The organism is Streptomyces sp. CB02923 (assembly GCF_001905005.1).
Classification (GTDB): domain Bacteria; phylum Actinomycetota; class Actinomycetes; order Streptomycetales; family Streptomycetaceae; genus Streptomyces.
Map to the genome: position 1 here is coordinate 288,783 of NZ_LWKZ01000027.1, position 18,303 is coordinate 307,085.

An 18,303-nucleotide genomic window follows, 5' to 3' on the forward strand; every position below is an offset into this window, starting at 1 on the left:
GCCGGGTGTGAGTGGTTGGCGTACAGGAAATCCCGGTGGGAACGATCATGGTTCGGTCGGCACGAGCGCGCTGACCCGGTTCTCGTACTCGCGGCGGGCCTTGCGCTGGGCCGGGACCGCGGGCATGCCCTGGCCGCCGTCGAGCGGTTGGCAGAGGGCGAGGATCCGGCAGTGCACGGCCGGGACTGCGGTGACGCGAAGTGTGTAGCCCTGGCCGCGCCGTACGACGACGCCCTGGGCGAGCGCGGCCCGCTCGGCGGCCTCCGGTTCGGCGGTGCGGAGGAAGTCGGCGGCCTTGCCCGGCATGTCGAGGGTGACCAGCAGCTCCAGGGCCGGGGCTTCCTCCTTGGCGGCGGTGTGGTCGGGCAGGAGGTCGGCGACGGCCGTGCGGATGGCGCCGCGGCTGACGCCATGGTCGCGGGCAAGGGCGGCGATGGAGCGGTCCTCCAGATATGCGGTGCGGACGTCGCCGGTCTTGTCGGCCGGGACGGCGGGGCGGCGTCCACCCTTGCTGCCCTTGGTCTCGGAGGCGCGCAGCCCGTCGTACGTCGGTTCCCGCTGGAGGTCGCGCTGGAGTTCGCCGGTGGCGGCGAAGGGCTGCACCATGAACTTCACGGTGGACAGCAGCTCGCCGGTGCGCGGGTGGCGTGCGGTGAGGTCCATGGCGGAGAACGCGCCGTCGTGGATGCGCAGCGCGACCTGGTCGCGGTGGAGGACGTCGAGCACGTCGAGGATGTGTCCGGTGCCGCGTACGAGGCGGGACATCTCGGAGATGTGCACGGTGTCCCCGGGCCGGGCGTAGTCGAGGAGGGCGCGGAACTTCGGACGCTGGAGCGGGTGGAGGCGGCTGGAGGTGCCGCCGTCCTCCTCGAAGACGACCGGGTCCGCGATCTCGAAGACGACCGGGTCCTCGATGCAGGCCGCGTCCAGGACGAGGTTCTGCCGGGCGGTCGGCTGCTGGTCGGTCGAGACCCGCTTGTAGACCAGATTCGCCGCCAGGGCCCCTTCCGTTTGACGACACATAGCTGAGCGTCGGCGTGCTCGCGGTGGGCGCGGACGAGCACCGGGCGCTGGTCTCCTACGGCGAGATCGCCCCGGGCTCCGGCAACCGGGGCGCGATCCCGGCCGTCGAACAGGACGGGGCACCGCCGGCCCGGCCCAGGCTGGTCGTGACCGGCGAGGTCACCGGTGGGCGCGACGTCCATGACGTCGTCGAGCTGGACGCCGGGCGCGTCGAGCCCACCGGCTAACCCCGAGCGACCTCAGCGGTGTGCGCGGGGGTGTAGCGCTCGCCCGTCACCTGGTCGCTCAGCGGGTCCAGCGCGGCCAGCGCCTCGGCGTCCAGGGTGAGCTCCAGCGCGGCCGCGTTCTGCTCCAGCCGGGCAGGGCTGCGGGTGCCCGGAATGGTCGCCACCGCCACCCCGAGCCGCTCGGCCTGGGCGTACACCCAGGCCAGCGCCACCTGGGCCGGGGTGGCCCCCAGCCGGTCGGCCACCTCGCGCACGGTCCGCGCGATCTTCTCGTTGGCCTCGCCCGCCTCGCCGGCGAAGCGGGGGTTGGTGCGCCGGAAGTCCTTCTCGCCCAGTGCGGAGCGGTCCAGGGTGCCGGTCAGGAACCCCCGCCCCAGCGGCGAGTACGGCACCAGCCCGACCCCCAGCTCGGCCATCACCGGGGTGACCGCCTCGACGTCGCGGGTCCACAGCGAGTATTCGCTCTGCACCGCGGTGATCGGGTGCACCGCGTGCGCCCGGCGCAGCAGCTCGCCGTCGACCTCGGACAGGCCCAGATGGCGGACCTTGCCCGCCTCGACCAGCTCGGCCATCGCCCCGACGGTCTCCTCGATCTCCACGTCCTGGGGCGGGCGGTGGGCGTAGTACAGGTCGATCACCTCGACGCCCAGCCGCAGCAGCGAGGCGTCGCAGGAGCGCAGCACGTAGTCCCGGGCACCGCGGATGCGGCGTGACCGGTCGCCGGCACTGCGGTCGATGCCGAACTTGGTGGCCAGCTGCACCTGGTCCCGGCGGCCGTGGATGGCCCGGCCCAGCAGCACCTCGTTGTGCCCGGTGCCGTAGGAGTCGGAGGTGTCCAGGAACGTGACGCCCAGCTCCAGGGCCCGGTCGATGGTGGCCAGGCCGCCTTCCCAGTCGGCGGCGCCGTAGCTCTCGCTCATCCCCATGCACCCCAGGCCCATCGCGCTGACGGTGAGACCGGACGAGCCGAGCGTGGTTCGGGTGATCATTCGCGGATACTCCTCCTGCCCGGCGGACCGGGCGGTACCTCAAGGGCTGACGAACGCCTCCGACACTAGGAATTGGAGCGCGCTCGAAGTCAAGCCGGAGGACCGGCCCCCGCCGGTGGGTCAGGCGCGGCGGGCGCAGGCCCTGGCCGGGGCCGCTGGCCTTGATGTTGAACAGGTAGCGGCCCAGGAAGTTGATGTGCCGGTCCTTGAGCGGAGAGAGGCGGGCGACGTCCTCGTCCTTGATGTCGTGGCTCGCGGCGCGGAGCTGGGCGACGGCAGCGTCCTGGTAGCGGGTGTTCCACGGGACGACGGCGTCTGGGACGAGGCCGAGGGCGGCGAGCTGGTCCTCCTGGCCCTCGCGGTACGCCTGGCGGATCCGGCCGCGGCCGCCGTGGCAGATCGCGCGGGCGAGGCGGTGGCGGGATTCCCGCACGGTGAGCTGCCGGTTCATCAGCCTGCGGTAGGTGTCGGTCGACCAGCGCGAGCAGGTGCATGGTCCTGTCGATCCGCCCTTACTCGACGAACGCGGCGCCCAGCGGGGCCGGGTGGCCTTCGCGGCCGAACAACCCGCGACCTGGTCATTGACGGAATTCAGCCAAGTCACACCCCTCGCGGGTGTGCCTCTCGGGCACCTGGCCGAAGGCGTCGAGGAACCCGGTCCAGGAGTGGGCCCGTCCAGCAACCGGGCGCGCGGGCCCACCCACCGGTTCGACGGGGAGGCGAACACATCGCGCCGGTTCAGGGCGCGGTGCAGCTGCTCCAGGACGCTCACCACGTACGCGTCGCAGTCGACCGTGCCCTGCGGCAGGCAGCTTGGTGTTGGAGAACACTGCGCGCTTCCACATCGCCGACACCAGCTCGGCGTCGACTTCGCGGGGCAGTGGCGGCCGGTCCTTGACCCGGCGCCGGACAGCGCGGCCAGGCGGCGCACCGCCTTGAGGATGCGCCGCCCGGCTGGGGCGCCGCCCAGCGCGTCCGGCTCGCCCAGCAGGGGCAGGAACGGGCGCACGGTGTTGTAGCGCAGGGCCGGCTTCTCGCGGCATCGCCGCCTCCGCCGACCCGTCGTCCTCGGGCACCAGGGCCTCGACGGTCGCCACAGCGCCGGCCACCGCCGTACGCGGCCGTGATCGTCCCCCCGGCGGGGGAATACCCGGAGGGAGCGGCGCGAACCCCGGGAGCTCGGCGCCGCCCCGCCGCTACCAGCTCGGCGGGCTCGCGATGCTGCGGGCGACCACGTCGTCCAGGAGGCGGGCCGTGGTGGGCACGTCGTGTGCCGAGTTGTCGATGATGGGCAGGCCGGAGCCGTACCAGCCCGCCATCCGGCCGTGGATGCGGGCGACCTCCTCGTCGGAGAGGCGCCGGTTGCCCGTACGGCGGGCGTTCCGCTCCAGGACGATCTCCAGGCCCGGCAGCAGCACGATCGGCAGCAGCCCGGGACCCACATGGCGTTTCCAGCCACCGAGGCCGATGACCGGGCGGTCCGGGAACACGGCGTCGTCGAGGATGCAGGAGATGCCGTTGGCGAGGAAGTTGCGGGCCGCGAAGCCGCAGGTGCGGCGGGCGAGGCGGTACTGCGCCTCGGAGTGGTCGTTCCAGCCCGTCCGGGGGTCCGCGAAGCCGGACCGTACCCATTCGCGGACGTCGTCCAGGCTGATGTGGGCGGTGGGCACCCTGCGGGAGTCGGCCCAGTGCCGGGCGACGCTGGTCTTGCCGGCGCCGGCCGGGCCGATGAGCAGTACGGCCACGGCGGCGTGCGCAGCGTCCTGGGCTGAGGTGCCGACGGGCGGGCTGGGCAGCGCCACGGGGGCGCCGGGCGGGAGCTGGATGTGCCCGGTGGCCTCGGCGGGGGGCGGCGCGGTCGGTGCGCCGTGCGGCGGGGCGGTGGGCGGCGGCGGCGCGGCGGGCCAGCCGGGCGCGGGCGGCGCGGTCTGCGGCTGGTGCTGGTGCGGCGGTATGGGATGGCCTGCGCCGGGGTGCGGGGCCATCGCGGCCCCTTGGCCCGGCACCGGTCCATGAGGCGGTGGCAGCGGAGTCCCCCCTGCGTGCTGCATCCGGTGGCTCTCCGTCTCGTGCGGTCGAATTCCGTGGCCCGCCCGCGGTGTGCGGAGTGCTCGCGGTACGGGCGGGAGTCGTCCGTACGGTGCTCGCGTGTCCGGCGCGCCGGGCGTCCGGCCCGGGTGGGCCGAGGTGGTTGTCCGGCGAACGGTACCCGCAGAAGGTGGCCGCAGTCCTCCCCCGGCAAGGCAGCCTGCGCCCCCGGCCGTCGGCAGCCGTTGTCCCCCGCAGGACAGCCGGTCCCCCCAGCCGTCGCCGGCCGTCGCCCCCGGCCGTCGACAGCGACGACGGCCGGGGGGGGGCGGGACGACAGCCGGGGGGACGGGACGACAGCCGGGGAACGGCGCGGTGCCCCCGAGAGCCGCCCTCAGCCGGTGAGTTCGGCGGCCAGCGCGCGCAGCGCGAGTTCGTACGAGCCGATGCCGAAGCCGGCGACCGTGCCGCTGGCCACCGCCGCGATCACGGAGGTGTGGCGGAACTCCTCGCGGGCGTACGGGTTGGAGATGTGCACCTCGACGAGGGGCGCCGTGCGCTGGGCGGCGGCGTCCCGCATCGCGTACGAGTAGTGCGTGAACGCTCCGGGGTTGATGACGACCGGAACCGATCCGTCCGCCGCCTCGTGCAGCCAGCGGACCATCTCGCCCTCGTCGTTGGTCTCCCGGACCTCCGCCGCGAAGCCCAGCTCCTTGCCGAGCGCGGTGCACCGCTCCACCAGCCCGGCGTAGGAGGTGGCGCCGTACACGTCGGGCTCGCGGGAGCCCAGACGGCCGAGGTTGGGCCCGTTGAGGACCAGGACGCGCCTCACGCGGCGATCTCCGCGTGCGCGGCGAGCAGCATCGCCGGGTCCGGGCCCTCCAGGACGGTGGGCTTGGCCAGGCCGTCCAGGACGATGAAGCGCAGCCGGTCGCCGCGTGTCTTCTTGTCGACCTTCATCGTCTCCAGCAGCTTGGGCCACTGGTCGCCGCGGTAGGTCAGCGGCAGGCCGACCGAGCCCAGCACGGCGCGGTGCCGGTCGGCGGTCGCGTCGTCCAGCCGGCCGGCGATCCGGCCCAGCTCGGCGGCGAAGACCATGCCGACGGAGACGGCGGCGCCGTGCCGCCAGTTGTAGCGCTCGTTCTTCTCGATGGCGTGCGCCAGCGTGTGCCCGTAGTTGAGGATCTCGCGCAGGCCGGACTCCTTGAGGTCCGAGGAGACGACCTCGGCCTTGACCCGGATGGCGCGCTCTATCAGCTCGGCGGTGTGCGGGCCGTCGGGGCGCTTGGCGCCCTCGGGGTCGGACTCGATCAGCTCCAGGATCGCCGGGTCGGCGATGAAGCCCGCCTTGATGACCTCGGCGAGCCCGGAGACGTAGTCGTGGACCGGCAGGGAGTCCAGCGCGGCCAGGTCGCACAGCACGCCGGCCGGCGGGTGGAAGGCGCCGACCAGGTTCTTGCCCTCGGCGGTGTTGATGCCGGTCTTGCCGCCGACGGCGGCGTCGACCATGCCGAGCACGGTGGTCGGTACGGCGATCCACCGCACCCCGCGCAGCCACGTCGCGGCGACGAAGCCCGCGACGTCGGTGGTGGCGCCGCCGCCGACCCCCACGATCACGTCGGTGCGGGTGAAGCCGGTCTGGCCCAGCGCCTTCCAGCAGTACGCGGCGACCTCGGCGGTCTTGGCCTCCTCGGCGTTGGGCAGCTGGATGGCGATGGCCTCGTACCCCTGGCCCGCCAGGTCCTCGCGCAGTGCCTCGCCGGTGGCGGCCAGCGCTTCCGGGTGCAGTACGGCGACGCGCTTGGCCTTCCGGCCGATCAGGCTCGCCAGCTCGCCCAGCAGCTGCCGGCCGACCAGGACCTCGTACGGGTCGGTGCCCGCGGTACCGCCGACCTGGATACGGGTGGCCTGCTCCGTCACGGGTGTTCCTTCCTCCCGGGCGTGCCGGGGGCCGCGGCGTCCGCCGCCTGCGTCCCGGCTTCCGGTGATGTGTGTAGCTGCAATGCGTCCAGTACGGCTTCGGCGACCTCTTCGGGCGCCCGGCTGTCCGTGGCGACCACGGCGCGCGCGACCTCCGTGTACAGCGGGCGGCGCGCCTCCATCAGCTCGCGCCAGCGCTGGCGCGGGTTGACGGCGAGCAGCGGCCGCGGTGCGTCCAGCCCCACGCGCCGTACGGCGTCGGCCAGTTGGACGTCCAGGAAGACGACGGGCAGCCCGGCCAGCAGGGCACGGGTGCCCTCGTCCATGATCGCCCCGCCGCCGAGCGAGAGCACCCCGGGGTGGCTCTCGACCGCGGCGCGCACGGCCTGCCGTTCCAGCTCGCGGAAGTGCGGCTCGCCGTGGTCGATGAAGATGTCCGGGATGGGCTTGCCCGCGCCCGCCTCGATGTCCGCGTCGGTGTCGCGGTACCCCGCGCCCAGCCGCTCGGCCAGCAGGGCCCCCACGGTGGACTTCCCCGCGCCCGGGGGGCCCACCAGCACCACGAGCGGCGGCGTCACCTGATCGCCAGGCCGTCGAGGAAGGACCGCACGTTGCGGCGGGTCTCCGGCACGCTGTCGCCGCCGAACTTCTCCGCCACCGCGTCCGCCAGCACCAGCGCGACCATCGCCTCGGCGACGATGCCGGCCGCGGGGACCGCGCACACGTCGGAGCGCTGGTGGTGCGCCTGCGTGGCCTCGCCGGTGGCGACGTCGACGGTGGCCAGCGCGCGCGGGACGGTCGCGATGGGCTTCATCGCGGCCCGTACGCGCAGCAGCTCGCCGGTGGTCAGACCGCCCTCGGTACCGCCGGAACGGCCGGTGGTGCGGCGGATTCCTTCGTCGGTGGAGACGATCTCGTCGTGCGCCTGGGAGCCGGGCACCCGGGCCAGACCGAAGCCGTCGCCGACCTCGACGCCCTTGATGGCCTGGATGCCCATGAGGGCACCGGCCAGCCGGGCGTCCAGCCGCCGGTCCCAGTGGACGTGCGAGCCGAGGCCGACGGGAACGCCGTACGCCAGTACCTCGACGACGCCGCCGAGGGTGTCGCCGTCCTTGTGGGCCTGGTCGATCTCGGCGACCATCGCCGCGCCCGCCTCCGGGTCCAGGCAGCGCACCGGGTCGGCGTCCAGCCGCTCCACGTCGGAGGGCTTGGGGACCACGCCGTACGGGGCCTTCGCCGCGGCCAGCTCGACCACGTGCGAGACGATCTCGATGCCGGCCGTCTCCTTGAGGAAGGAGCGGGCGACCGTGCCGAGCGCGACGCGGGCCGCGGTCTCGCGGGCGGAGGCGCGCTCCAGGATCGGGCGGGCCTCGTCGAAACCGTACTTCTGCATGCCGGCGAGGTCGGCGTGGCCGGGGCGGGGGCGGGTCAGCGGGGCGTTACGGGCCAGTTCGGCGAGCTCCGCCTCGTCGACCGGGTCGGCCGCCATGACCTTGTCCCACTTGGGCCACTCGGTGTTCCCGACCATGATCGCCACGGGCGAGCCGAGGGTGAGTCCGTGCCGGACACCGCCGAGGAAGGTGACCTCGTCGCGCTCGAATTTCATGCGGGCACCGCGGCCATAGCCGAGCCGGCGACGGGCCAGGGCGTCCGCCACCATGTCCGTGGTGATCGGGACGCCGGCCGGGAGGCCCTCCAGCGTCGCCACGAGTGCGGGGCCGTGCGACTCCCCCGCCGTCAGCCAGCGCAACCTGCTCAACGATGCTCCTCATGTCCTGCTACTGCGCGAAGTCTTCCCCCTGATCCTCCCACGTCCGCGCCGGTGGACCGCTGCCCGTCCAGGAACCGGACCGCCGGCCGGACAGGCCGGCCGGGTCAGCGCCCGGCGAGCGCCGCCTCCCCCGCCGCGCGCATGGCCTCCAGCGGCGCCGGCGAACGGCCCGTCATCTGCTCCACCTGCAGTACGGCCTGGTGGACGAGAAGGTCCAGGCCGCCCACGACCGCCCCGCCGCGTGCGCCCCACGCCGTGGCCAGGGTGGTCGGCCACGGCTCGTACAGCACGTCGAAGAGGGTGCCGGGCCGTTCCGGCACGGCGGCGGCCAGCGCGTCGGTGGTCCCGGCCGGGGTGGTGGCGACGACCAGCGGCGTGTCGAAGGCCGCTGCCGCCCGGGACCAGTCGGCCGTACGGACGTCCACGCCGAGCCGCTCGCCCCAGCCGCGCATTTCCGCGGCCCGCGCCTCGCTGCGTACGTAGGCGGTCACCTCGCCCGTGCAGATGTGGGACAGGGCCGCGAGCGCGGAGGAGGCGGTGGCGCCGGCGCCCAGGATCGCGGCCTGTCCGACCTGCTGGACACCGCGCTCGCGCAGCGCGGCCAGCATGCCAGGGATGTCGGTGTTGTCGCCCGTGCGCCGCCCGTCCTCGGTGAAGACGACGGTGTTGACGGCCTCGACGGAGGCGGCGGTGTCACTGATCCCGTCCAGCAGCGGAATGACCGCGCGTTTGAGCGGCATGGTCAGGGAGAGCCCCGCCCAGCCGTCGTCCAGCCGCTCCAGGAAGCCGGGCAGCGCGGCCTCGTCGATCTCGTGGCGGCCGTACTCCCAGCCGGTCAGGCCCAGTTCGGCGTAGGCGGCCCGGTGCAGGACCGGGGACAGGGAATGGGCGATGGGCGACCCGAGGACCGCCGCGCGGTGCCGGGCCTGGACTTCACTGGACATGCTGCTCCTCAGCTCGGACCCGCGAAACGGTGGATGGACGAACCGCGCGCGGCGGCCGGGGCACCCCGGACCCGGCCGCGCCACGGCCGGGCGGGGGCCGGGCGGCACCGGCCGCCGGGACCCGCCCTACTGGTGCTTGCGCTTGTTGAACTCCTGGACCAGCTTCTCGTGGTCCTTGAGGTTGGTCGTGAAGTCCGTCTTCTTGCCGTCGATCGAGATGAAGAACAGCCACTTGGCGCTGTCGTCCGGGTCGACCGACGCCTTGAGCGCGTCCTCGCCCGGGTTGCCGATCGGGCCGGGCGGCAGGCCCTTGTAGAAGTACGTGTTGTACGGGTCGTCGTAGTTGCGGATCTCGCGCGTACCGATGTTGATCTTGCTCTGGTTCTTCAGATAGTTGTACGTCGAGTCGAACTCGAGTTTCTGGTTCGTGATCGTGTTGCTCGTCGCCAGCCGGTTGTAGACGACCGCGGCCATCTTCCGGAAGTCGTCGTGGGTGATGCCCTCGGCCTGGGTGAGGCTGGCGACCGTGATCAGGTCCAGCGGCGACTTGAGGCCCAGCTTCTGCGCGTTCTCCTCCAGGTCGTACTTGGTGTACTCCCGGTTGGCGCGCGCCACCATCTCCTTGAGGACGTCCTCCGGCTTGGCCTTGCCGCTGACGCTGTACGTGGAGGGGTAGAGGAACCCTTCCAGCGGATCCTTGATCTTCGGATTGCTGTTCGCCCAGGAGGGCAGCCCGAGGTTCTTGGCCTGGGAGGCGGCGATGTCCTTGGTGGTGCCGGACTTGAGGCTGAGCTTCTTGTCGATCAGCTCGTAGACCGCGCCGTTGCGCAGGCCCTCGCGGACGGTGAGGCCGTTCCGGCTCTTGGGGTCGAGCATGAGCTGCACCGCGGACGCCGCCGACATCTGCTTGCGCAGCGAATAGGCGCCGGCCTGGAGCTGCTTGTCGCTCGCCGCCTCCGTGAAGGCGTCCGCGCTCTTGACGACGCCCTCGCGCTTGAGGATCAGACCCATCTTCATGAGGGAGGTGCCCGCGGGGATCTGGACCTGCACGTCCCCCGTCCCCTCGCCCTCGAAGTCGGGGGCCGGGCCGAAGCGGCTCTGCCAGAAGTCGTAGCCGAAGTAGGCGATACCGCCGCCACCGACGACGAAGACACCGGCGACGAGCAGGCAGGCCATACGGCTGCGCTGCTTGTTCTTCTTGCCGCGGCGCTCGCGGCCGGCCCGGCGCTCCTCGCGCAGATCGGCGTCGTCGTAGCCGTCGTCGCCGTTCCGGCCGGGCCTGTCGGTCCGGTCGTCCCGGTCGTCCTGGAAGAAGGAGTGCGCGGGGTCCCGTACCTGCTCGTCCTGGTCCGACCCGGGACCGGCCCGGAAGTCGTCGCCCGGCGGGGTGGGGTGCGGCGGCTGGCGGAGCTGATCCGGGCGTACCGCCTCGAACTGGGCCGTCTGGGCGACCTGATCACTCGGATCGGCCTGATCGCCCTGGTCCGGCCGCCCGTGCGGTCCGGGCGGGCCCTGTGGCCCAGGCTGGCCGTGCTGCCCGGACTGATCGTGCGGTCCCGGCTGGCCGTGCGGGCCCGGCTGCCCCGCCTGCTGCTGGCGCAGGTGCTGCGGCTGCGGCGGCGGGTAGGCGTCCGGCGTTCCGTAGTAGTCGGGGCTCTGGCCGCTGTACGGGTCGACCGGCGGATGCTGTCCGTACGGGTCGTACGGAGCGCCGCCGTGAGAGGCGTCCCATCCGCCGTCATACTGCTGCTGGGCCGGGGGGTAGGGGCCGGACAGCTCATCCCACTGCCCGCCCTGCGGATGCTGCCCGTAGGGCGGCTGCAGGCCCGCGTACGGCTGGCCTGCATGAGGCTGGCCTGTATGCGGCTGCCCTGCATGAGGCTGGCCCGCGTGCGGCTGGCCTCCGTAAGCGGCCTGCTGCTGCGGGTCGCCGTACTGCTCCCCGTAGGGACCGTGCTGAGGGTGCTGAGGGTGCTGCGGCTGCCTCCCGTAACGACCCTGGTCTCCGTAGAGAGGGTCGTCGGGATGCCACGGTTCGGAGCCGTAGCCCCGGCCATACTCAGTCATCGATCCCCTAGAGCCGCGAGGCGGTGCGCTCCTGGGTGGCAGCGCGCTGACGGTACCGACCGCCTCTTTCTGCACGTGCGGTTGTTCGATCCGCCGCTACGTCGCGCGGAACGTTACCGTACCGCGATCAGATGACCACTTCGACGCTCTCTCCGGGTGGCTGCCCAGACACCCGTTCGGTCTCCAGCGCGCTCTGCAGGATCACCACGGCAGCGGCCTGGTCCACGACGGAGCGGCCCTTCTTGCTCCGGACCCCCGAGGCCCGCAGTCCCTGCGTGGCTGTGACCGTTGTCATGCGCTCATCGACGAGCCGTACCGCCACCGGAGCGATCCCCCGCGCCATCTCCTGCGCGAAGGCCCGCACCTTTGCCGCGGCCGGCCCCTCTCCCCCGTTCAGGGAGCGGGGCAGGCCGACGACGACCTCGATGGGTTCGTACTCCTCGACGATGGCCTTGAGCCGCCGGTGCGCGGCCGGAACGTCCCGGCCCGGCACCGTCTCGACGGGGGTCGCGAGGACCCCGTCGGGGTCGCACGAGGCGACCCCGATCCGGGCGTCACCGACATCGATGGCGAGGCGCCTGCCGCGCCGCATCTCACTCACGCGCTCAGGCCGCCTCGGCCACGAGACGCTCGACGGCCTCGATCGCCTCGGGCACCGCGGCGGCGTTCTGGCCGCCGCCCTGGGCGACGTCCGGCTTGCCGCCGCCACCGCCGCCGAGCGTCTTGGCAGCGGTACGGACCAGGTCACCGGCCTTGATGCCGCGCTCGCGGGCGGCCTCGTCGGTGGCGATGACGGTCAGCGGGCGTCCGTTGGCCACGGTGAACAGGGCGACGACGACCGGGCGGTCGCCCGGGATGCGGCCGCGCACGTCCAGCACCAGCTTGCGCAGGTCGTCGGCGGAGGTGCCGTCGGCGACCTGGGCGGCGGCCAGCGCGATGCCCCGTACGTCCTTGGCGCCCTGGGCCAGCCCGGCGGCGGCCTGGAGGACCTTCTCGGCGCGGTAGCGCTCGATCTCCTTCTCGGCCTCGCGGAGCTTGGCCAGCATCCCGGAGACCTTCTCGGGCAGCTCCTCGGGACGGCCCTTGACCAGCTCGGTCAGCTGCGAGACGACGGTGTGCTCACGGGCCAGGAAGTGGTACGCGTCGGCGCCGACCAGGGCCTCGACGCGGCGCACGCCGGAGCCGATGGACGACTCGCCGAGCAGCTTGACCAGGCCGAGCTGGGCGGTGTTCGCCACGTGCGTGCCGCCGCACAGCTCCTTGGAGAAGTCGCCGATGGTCACCACGCGCACCTGGTCGCCGTACTTCTCGCCGAACTCGGCGATGGCGCCCTGCTTCTTGGCGTCCTCCATGCTCATGACCTCGGCCTGGACGTCCAGCTCGCGGGAGAGCACCTCGTTGATCCGCTGCTCGACGTCGGTCAGGACGGTGCCGGGCACGGCGGCCGGCGAGCCGAAGTCGAAGCGGAAGCGGCCCGGGGAGTTCTCCGAACCGGCCTGGGCGGCGGTGGGGCCGAGCGCGTCGCGCAGCGCCTGGTGGGTGAGGTGGGTGGCGCTGTGGGCGCGGGCGATGGCCCGGCGGCGCCTGACGTCGATGGTGGCGTACGCGGCCGAGCCGACCACGACCTCGCCGACCTGGACGACGCCCTTGTGCACCGTGACGCCGGGGACCGGCCGCTGCACGTCGCGGACCTCGACGACGGCGCCCGACTCCAGCCGGATGCGGCCGGTGTCGGCGAGCTGGCCGCCGCCCTCGGCGTAGAAGGGGGTGCGGTCCAGGACGATCTCGACCTCGTCGCCCTCGTGGGCGGCGGGCGCGGCCGAGCCGTTGGCCAGCAGGCCCACGACGGTCGACTCGCCCTCGGTGTGGGCGTAGCCGGTGAAGACGGTGGCGCCGGCGCGGTCGGCGACCTCGCGGTAGGCGGACAGGTCGGCGTGGCCGTGCTTCTTGGCCTGGGCGTCGGCCTTGGCGCGCTCCCGCTGTTCCTTCATCAGCCGGCGGAAGCCGTTCTCGTCCACCGAAAGGCCCTGTTCGGCGGCCATTTCGAGGGTGAGGTCGATGGGGAAGCCCCAGGTGTCGTGGAGCAGGAACGCCTTGTCGCCGGAGAGCACCGTGCCGCCGCCGGCCTTGGTCTCGGTGACGGCGGTGTCCAGGATGTTGGTGCCGGCCTTGAGCGTCTTGAGGAAGGCGGCCTCTTCGGCGAGGGCGACCGTCTCGATGCGCCTGCGGTCCTCCAGCAGCTCCGGGTACTGCTGGCCCATCGTCTTGATGACGACGTCGAGCAGTTCGGCGACGACGTGGCCGGTGGCGCCGAGCAGGCGCATGTTGCGGATGGCGCGGCGCATGATGCGGCGGAGCACGTAGCCGCGGCCCTCGTTGCCGGGGGTGACGCCGTCGCCGATGAGCATGGTGGAGGTGCGCATGTGGTCGGCGACCACGCGCAGCGACACGTCGGAGTCCTCGCCGGCGCCGTAGCGCACGCCGGTCAGCTCGCCGGCCTTGTCGATGACGACGCGCAGGGTGTCGGTCTCGTACATGTTGTGGACGCCCTGGAGGATCATCGCCAGGCGTTCCAGGCCGAGGCCGGTGTCGATGTTCTGGCTCGGCAGGTCGCCGAGGATCTCGAAGTCCTCCTTCGAGGTGCCGGCGCCGCGCTCGTACTGCATGAAGACCAGGTTCCAGATCTCCACGTACCGCTCGTCGTTGACGGCCGGGCCGCCCTCGACGCCGAACTCCGGGCCGCGGTCGTAGTTGATCTCGGAGCACGGGCCGCACGGGCCCGGGACGCCCATGGACCAGTAGTTCTCGGACTTGCCCAGGCGCTGGATGCGCTCCTTGGGCACGCCGACGACCTCGTGCCAGATGCGCTCGGCCTCGTCGTCGTCCAGGTAGACCGTGACCCAGAGCTTCTCCGGGTCCAGGCCGTAGCCGCCGTCCGCCTGCGAGCTGGTCAGCAGCTCCCAGGCGTACGTGATGGCGCCTTCCTTGAAGTAGTCGCCGAAGGAGAAGTTGCCGCACATCTGGAAGAACGTGCCGTGCCGGGTGGTCTTGCCGACCTCTTCGATGTCCGGCGTGCGCACGCACTTCTGGACGCTGGTGGCCCGGTCGAAGGGCGGCTTGACCTCGCCGAGGAAGTACGGCTTGAAGGGCACCATGCCCGCGGGGACCAGCAGCAGCGTCGGGTCGTCCGCGATGAGCGACGCCGACGGCACGACGGTGTGCCCGCGCTCCTCGAAGAAGCGCAGCCAGCGGCGGCGGATTTCAGCCGACTCCATCAGTGGTCCTCATTTCCGGTCGGTCCGGCCGGGCCGGGTGTTCTCGTTCGGTACTGCGTGATCTGGTACTGCGTCGTTCCGAGTGCGCCGCGGGGGCGCGCCGGGGGCAGCTCGCGGGCGTCGCCCTGGTCCGTCAGGCCCAGTGCTTCGTGCAGCTGCCCCTCACGGTCCGCCATTCCCGTGCGGACGTCCAACGCGAATTGGCGGAGCCGGTGTCCGGTCTCGACGGCCTTGTCCGCGGCCTGTGCCGCGAGGCTTTCGGGCTGCAGCTTGCGGAGCTTGCGGTTGACCTTGGTGGTGGCCCAGACCCCGGCGGCGGCGCCGGTGGTGAACCAGAATGCGCGGCGGAACATCGCGGCGATCAGTCCTTGGAGCGACGGTTGCGGCGCCCGCCGCGGCGGGCGGAGGGCAGGGTGCGGCCGACGACGGTGCGCTTCGGCTCGGGCGGTGCGCCCTTCTTGCCGATCGCGCTGCGCACGCCGTAGCCGAACGCCGCGACCTTGACCAGCGGTCCGCCGAACGCGGAGGAGACGGTCGAGGAGAGCGCGGAGGCGTTGGCGGTGACCTCCTGGACGTCGGAGGCGATGGCGTCGACGCGGGCGAGCTGGGTGTGCGCGGAGCGGACGGTCGCGGACGCGTCGGCCAGGAGCGGTACGGCCTGTTCGGACACCTCGGCGACCATCTTGGTCGTCGCCTTGAGCGTCTGTGCGAGCCTCACCAGCACGAGGGCGAGGAAGGACACGAGGATCGCCCAGAAGACGGCCACGAGGATCCCGGCCACCTCTCCACCGGACACGTTGGCACCACTCTCCGACTGACTTGGTCTGGTCTCGTCCTGCTCGAACGGCAGAGCCCGAGCCTATCGCGCCGCGGCCGTCCGCCCGTACCGCGTTCCCCGTGCGGCGCGGGGCCTGCCGACGGGCGATTGTACGGTGCGCACACCTGCGAGTACGCTCCGTGTTCCATGCGACGCTCCATGCGCCCCGGCCCTGCTTCCCGCCCGTTCACCACGCGTCTGCGGGGGCCCGGGAACCTTCCCGCGGAGTTCACCCGGTTCGTCGGCCGCGACGGGGAGCTGGCCACGCTCGCCGTCCACCTGGAGTCGGCCCGGCTGGTGACGCTCACCGGTGTCGGCGGTGTCGGGAAGACCCGGCTCGCCACCCAGGCCGCAGCCCTCGTGCAGGATCGCTTCTGCGACGGGGTGTGGCTGGTCGAGCTGGCCACCCTGCGCCACGGCCACCTGCTGGACCACACCGTCGCCGAAGCCCTGGGCCTCGCCGACCACACGAGCCGGCCCCCGCGCGCCGCGCTGCGCGACCACCTCGCCGGGCGCGAGCTGCTGCTCGTCCTGGACGGGTACGAGCAGCTGGCCGGCGACTGCGCGGCACTCGCCGCCGACCTGCTGCGGCGGGCTCCCGGCCTGCGCATTCTGGCGGCGGGCCGGCGGCCGCTCGGCCTGCCCGGCGAGCAGCACCTGCCGCTGCCGCCGATGAACGGCCCGGACGCGGCCGTCCTCTTCCACGACCGCGCCGCGGCCGTGGTCCCCGGCTTCCGCGCCGGGGACCACGCGGAAGCCGTCTCCGAACTGTGCCGTCGGCTGGACGGCATCCCGCTCGCCCTGGAGCTGGCGGCCGGGCGGCTGCGGGCCCTGTCGGTGGAGCAGATGCTGCACCGCATCGACGACCGCTTCCGGCTGCTGACCGGCGGCGCGTGCACCCCTCCCCCGGACTGCTCCGCCGCGCCCGGACCGGGAGGACCCCTGCCGCGCCACCAGACGCTGCGCACGGCCATCGGCTGGAGCCATGAGCTGTGCGCGCCCGCGGAACGGCTGCTGTGGGCGCGGCTCTCCGTCTTCGCCGGGCAGTTCGACCTGGACGCCGCGGAGTACATCTGCTCGGGCCCGGACCTGCCCGCGGACGAGCTGGTCGACGTCCTCGGGGAGCTGGTGGCCCAGTCCGTCGCCGTACGGGAGGAGACCCCGGCGGGCCTGCGCTACCGGATGCTCGACACCGTACGGGAGTACGGAGGCGGCTGGCTGGAGGCGCTGGGCGACATCGAGCGGCTGCGCCGCCGGCACCGCGACTGGTACCTGGGCCTGGCCACCTGGTGCGAGCTGGACTGGTTCAGCCCGCGGCAGGCGGAGGTCGCCGCCCGTATCGAGTGCGAGCTGCCCAATCTGCGGATCGCCCTGGAGTACAGCCTCGACAGCCCCGGGGACGCGCACCTGGGCCAGTACCTGGCGGGCACCCTGTGGTTCTACTGGGTCGGCTGCGGCCGTCTCTCGGAAGGCCGGCACTGGCTCGACCGCTCCCTGGAACTGGACGGCGAGCACGACGACGCACGGCTGAAGGCCCTGTGGGTGGCCGGGTACGTGGCGGCGCTCCAGGGCGACGCGGTCGGCGCGATGAGCGCGCTCCGGGAGTGCGGCGAGGAGGCGGAGCGCGCGGGCAACGCCACCGCGGCCGCGTACGCCGTGCACCGCACCGGCTGCCTCGCACTGGTCAGCGACGACATGCCGCGCGCCGAGCTGCTGCTGCGCGACGCGCTCGACCGCTACCGGGAGATCGGCGAGCTGAACAGCAATGTGCTGATGGGGCAGGTCGAGCTGGCGATGGCAGTGGCCTTCCAGGGTGATGTCGCGCAGGCGGTACGGCTGTCCGAGGACGTACGGCAGATCTGCGACGACCACGGGGAGCGGTGGGCACTGGCGTACGCGCTCTTCGTGCTGGCCTACGCGGCCTGGAGCCGTGGGGAGGCGGCGCAGGCGCGGGCCCTGCTGGAGGAGTGCCTGGCCATCGACCACGCCTTCCACGACCTGCTGGGCGCGGTACTGGCCGTCGAGCTGCTGGCGCTGGTCACGCTCGGCGAGGGCGACGCGGCGGAGGCGGCGCTGCTCCAGGGGGCCGCCGGGCGGATCTGGCCCTCGGTGGGGCTGCCGCTGTTCGGGTCCCGCTATTACAACCAGCCGCACCTGCTCTGCGAGGAGCAGGCACGGGAGCTGCTGGGGGCGGAGCGGTACGAGCACTGTGTGGCGGCCGGCGCCCGGCTGGACCTGGACGCCGCGGTCACCCGGATTCTCGGCGGCGGGGAGAGGTCCCGGCCGGACGGGTCCGTACCGGGTCCGCGCGGCGCGGCGGCGGAACCGCGCCCGGGAAACAGCGAACCCGCCGCCTCCCCCACCGCGAGCGGCGGGGAGACGACGGGCTGAGCACGCGGCTGTCCGCGCGCGGGGCGCGGACCGATCCGTGCGGTGTCTACGCCTGGATCAGCGGGCGTAGTACTCGACGACGAGCTGCTCGTCGCAGATCACCGGGATCTCCTTGCGCTGCGGGTCACGGTCCAGGCGGAACGCCAGGGCCTTGAGGTTGACCTGCAGGTAGCGGGGGGTCTCGCCGTCGGGGGCGTAGCCACCCTCGCGCGCGACCTGGAAGGGGTGCTTCTCGCGGCTGCGCTCGCGCACCATCACGACGTCGTCGGGACGGACGCGGAAGGACGGCTTGTCGACCTTGCGGTCGTTCACCGAGATGTGGCCGTGCACGACCATCTGGCGGGCCTGGTAGATCGTCCGGGCGATGCCCGAACGCAGGACGAGCGCGTCCAGACGGCGCTCAAGCTCGATGATCAGCGCTTCGCCGGTCTTGCCTTCGACCTTCCGAGCGCGGTCGTAGGCACGCGCCATCTGGCGCTCGCTGATGTCGTACTGCGCACGCAGACGCTGCTTCTCGAGCAGGCGGACCTTGTAGTCACTGTTCTGCTTGCGGCCACGGCCGTGCTCGCCGGGCGGGTAGGGACGGGCCTCGAAGTACTTGACGGCCTTCGGCGTCAGCGCAATGCCGAGCGCGCGCGACTTCTTGACCTTGGGACGCGACTGGTTCACGTGGAACGGACCTCCGTGTAAGTTAGGTTAGGCTTACCTTACCGCGAGGAGAACGCATGTTTCGACCTGGGATCCCCCTGCCCGGTGCTGATCAGAGCACCGAGATGGGTCAGCCGCGTCCCGTGGAAGACGCCCAGCAGCCAGTTGCCGCCGAGCGCGTACGAACCCTCGTCGAGTCCAAT

The 18,303-nt window shown here is 72.8% G+C and carries 16 protein-coding genes and 1 pseudogene; 2 read left to right on the plus strand and 15 right to left on the minus strand.

Annotation, left to right across the window (positions count from 1 at the left end; genetic code table 11):
- Nucleotides 1–45 precede the first annotated feature (45 nt).
- On the minus strand, nucleotides 46–1,023 hold the full coding sequence (locus A6A06_RS36140; protein ID WP_073767696.1) for a recombinase family protein: 978 nt from the start codon (nucleotides 1,021–1,023) through the stop codon (nucleotides 46–48).
- 14 nt (nucleotides 1,024–1,037) lie between these two features.
- Here A6A06_RS36140 and A6A06_RS36145 point away from each other — a divergent pair, with 14 nt between their 5' ends.
- The gene (locus A6A06_RS36145) at nucleotides 1,038–1,250 is read left to right on the plus strand and encodes a hypothetical protein (RefSeq protein ID WP_073767698.1); all 213 of its coding nucleotides are present in this window, start codon (nucleotides 1,038–1,040) and stop codon (nucleotides 1,248–1,250) included.
- Here the strand turns inward: A6A06_RS36145 and A6A06_RS36150 are convergent.
- The 13 genes and pseudogenes from A6A06_RS36150 to A6A06_RS36215 all read right to left on the minus strand — a co-directional run bounded on the left by A6A06_RS36150 (nucleotide 1,247) and on the right by A6A06_RS36215 (nucleotide 15,040).
- Nucleotides 1,247–2,239, minus strand: coding sequence for an aldo/keto reductase (locus A6A06_RS36150; RefSeq protein WP_073767700.1), 993 nt, complete (start codon nucleotides 2,237–2,239; stop codon nucleotides 1,247–1,249). The genes A6A06_RS36145 and A6A06_RS36150 overlap by 4 nt on opposite strands.
- Before the next feature lie 130 nt (nucleotides 2,240–2,369).
- Nucleotides 2,370–3,360, minus strand: a pseudogene (locus tag A6A06_RS44085) (Tn3 family transposase); the annotation flags it as partial.
- A 75-nt stretch (nucleotides 3,361–3,435) separates the two neighbouring features.
- Nucleotides 3,436–4,290, minus strand: a complete 855-nt coding sequence (locus A6A06_RS36165; RefSeq protein WP_073767702.1) for a Pro-rich N-terminal domain-containing protein — start codon at nucleotides 4,288–4,290, stop codon at nucleotides 3,436–3,438.
- A 371-nt stretch (nucleotides 4,291–4,661) separates the two neighbouring features.
- A complete protein-coding gene (gene aroQ, locus A6A06_RS36170) occupies nucleotides 4,662–5,099 on the minus strand; it encodes a type II 3-dehydroquinate dehydratase (RefSeq protein WP_073767704.1) in 438 nt (145 codons plus the stop codon).
- The gene (gene aroB, locus A6A06_RS36175; protein ID WP_073767706.1) at nucleotides 5,096–6,187 is read right to left on the minus strand and encodes a 3-dehydroquinate synthase; all 1,092 of its coding nucleotides are present in this window, start codon (nucleotides 6,185–6,187) and stop codon (nucleotides 5,096–5,098) included. Before aroB ends, aroQ begins: the two co-directional genes overlap by 4 nt.
- Nucleotides 6,184–6,765 carry a shikimate kinase gene (locus A6A06_RS36180; protein WP_073767708.1) on the minus strand — a complete coding sequence of 194 codons (582 nt, stop codon included), beginning with the start codon at nucleotides 6,763–6,765 and terminating at the stop codon, nucleotides 6,184–6,186. Before A6A06_RS36180 ends, aroB begins: the two co-directional genes overlap by 4 nt.
- Entirely contained in the window at nucleotides 6,762–7,946 is a 1,185-nt protein-coding gene (gene aroC, locus A6A06_RS36185) for a chorismate synthase (RefSeq protein ID WP_073767710.1), read from the minus strand. The genes A6A06_RS36180 and aroC overlap by 4 nt, the downstream gene beginning before the upstream one ends.
- Nucleotides 7,947–8,062: 116 nt before the next feature.
- Nucleotides 8,063–8,902, minus strand: a complete 840-nt coding sequence (locus A6A06_RS36190; protein ID WP_073767712.1) for a shikimate dehydrogenase — start codon at nucleotides 8,900–8,902, stop codon at nucleotides 8,063–8,065.
- Between the two features lie 126 nt (nucleotides 8,903–9,028).
- A complete protein-coding gene (gene mltG, locus A6A06_RS36195) occupies nucleotides 9,029–10,969 on the minus strand; it encodes an endolytic transglycosylase MltG (protein WP_073767714.1) in 1,941 nt (646 codons plus the stop codon).
- A 127-nt stretch (nucleotides 10,970–11,096) separates the two neighbouring features.
- A complete protein-coding gene (gene ruvX / locus A6A06_RS36200) occupies nucleotides 11,097–11,561 on the minus strand; it encodes a Holliday junction resolvase RuvX (RefSeq protein WP_030023480.1) in 465 nt (154 codons plus the stop codon).
- Nucleotides 11,562–11,574: 13 nt separating this feature from the next.
- On the minus strand, nucleotides 11,575–14,244 hold the full coding sequence (alaS, locus tag A6A06_RS36205; RefSeq protein WP_073767716.1) for an alanine--tRNA ligase: 2,670 nt from the start codon (nucleotides 14,242–14,244) through the stop codon (nucleotides 11,575–11,577).
- Nucleotides 14,244–14,597, minus strand: a complete 354-nt coding sequence (locus A6A06_RS36210) for a DUF6167 family protein (protein ID WP_073767718.1) — start codon at nucleotides 14,595–14,597, stop codon at nucleotides 14,244–14,246. The genes alaS and A6A06_RS36210 overlap by 1 nt, the downstream gene beginning before the upstream one ends.
- Before the next feature lie 8 nt (nucleotides 14,598–14,605).
- A complete protein-coding gene (locus tag A6A06_RS36215) occupies nucleotides 14,606–15,040 on the minus strand; it encodes a DUF948 domain-containing protein (RefSeq protein WP_242441128.1) in 435 nt (144 codons plus the stop codon).
- Nucleotides 15,041–15,208: 168 nt separating this feature from the next.
- Between A6A06_RS36215 and A6A06_RS36220 the strand changes: the two genes are divergently transcribed.
- Nucleotides 15,209–17,452 (plus strand): ATP-binding protein, encoded by a 2,244-nt coding sequence (locus A6A06_RS36220; RefSeq protein WP_073767722.1) that lies wholly within the window; start codon nucleotides 15,209–15,211, stop codon nucleotides 17,450–17,452.
- A 57-nt stretch (nucleotides 17,453–17,509) separates the two neighbouring features.
- On the opposite strand, the gene rpsD is transcribed toward A6A06_RS36220, so the two are convergent.
- Complete coding sequence (rpsD, locus tag A6A06_RS36225) at nucleotides 17,510–18,121, minus strand: 30S ribosomal protein S4 (protein ID WP_030023487.1); 612 nt, start codon at nucleotides 18,119–18,121, stop codon at nucleotides 17,510–17,512.
- Between the last annotated feature and the right edge of the window lie 182 nt (nucleotides 18,122–18,303).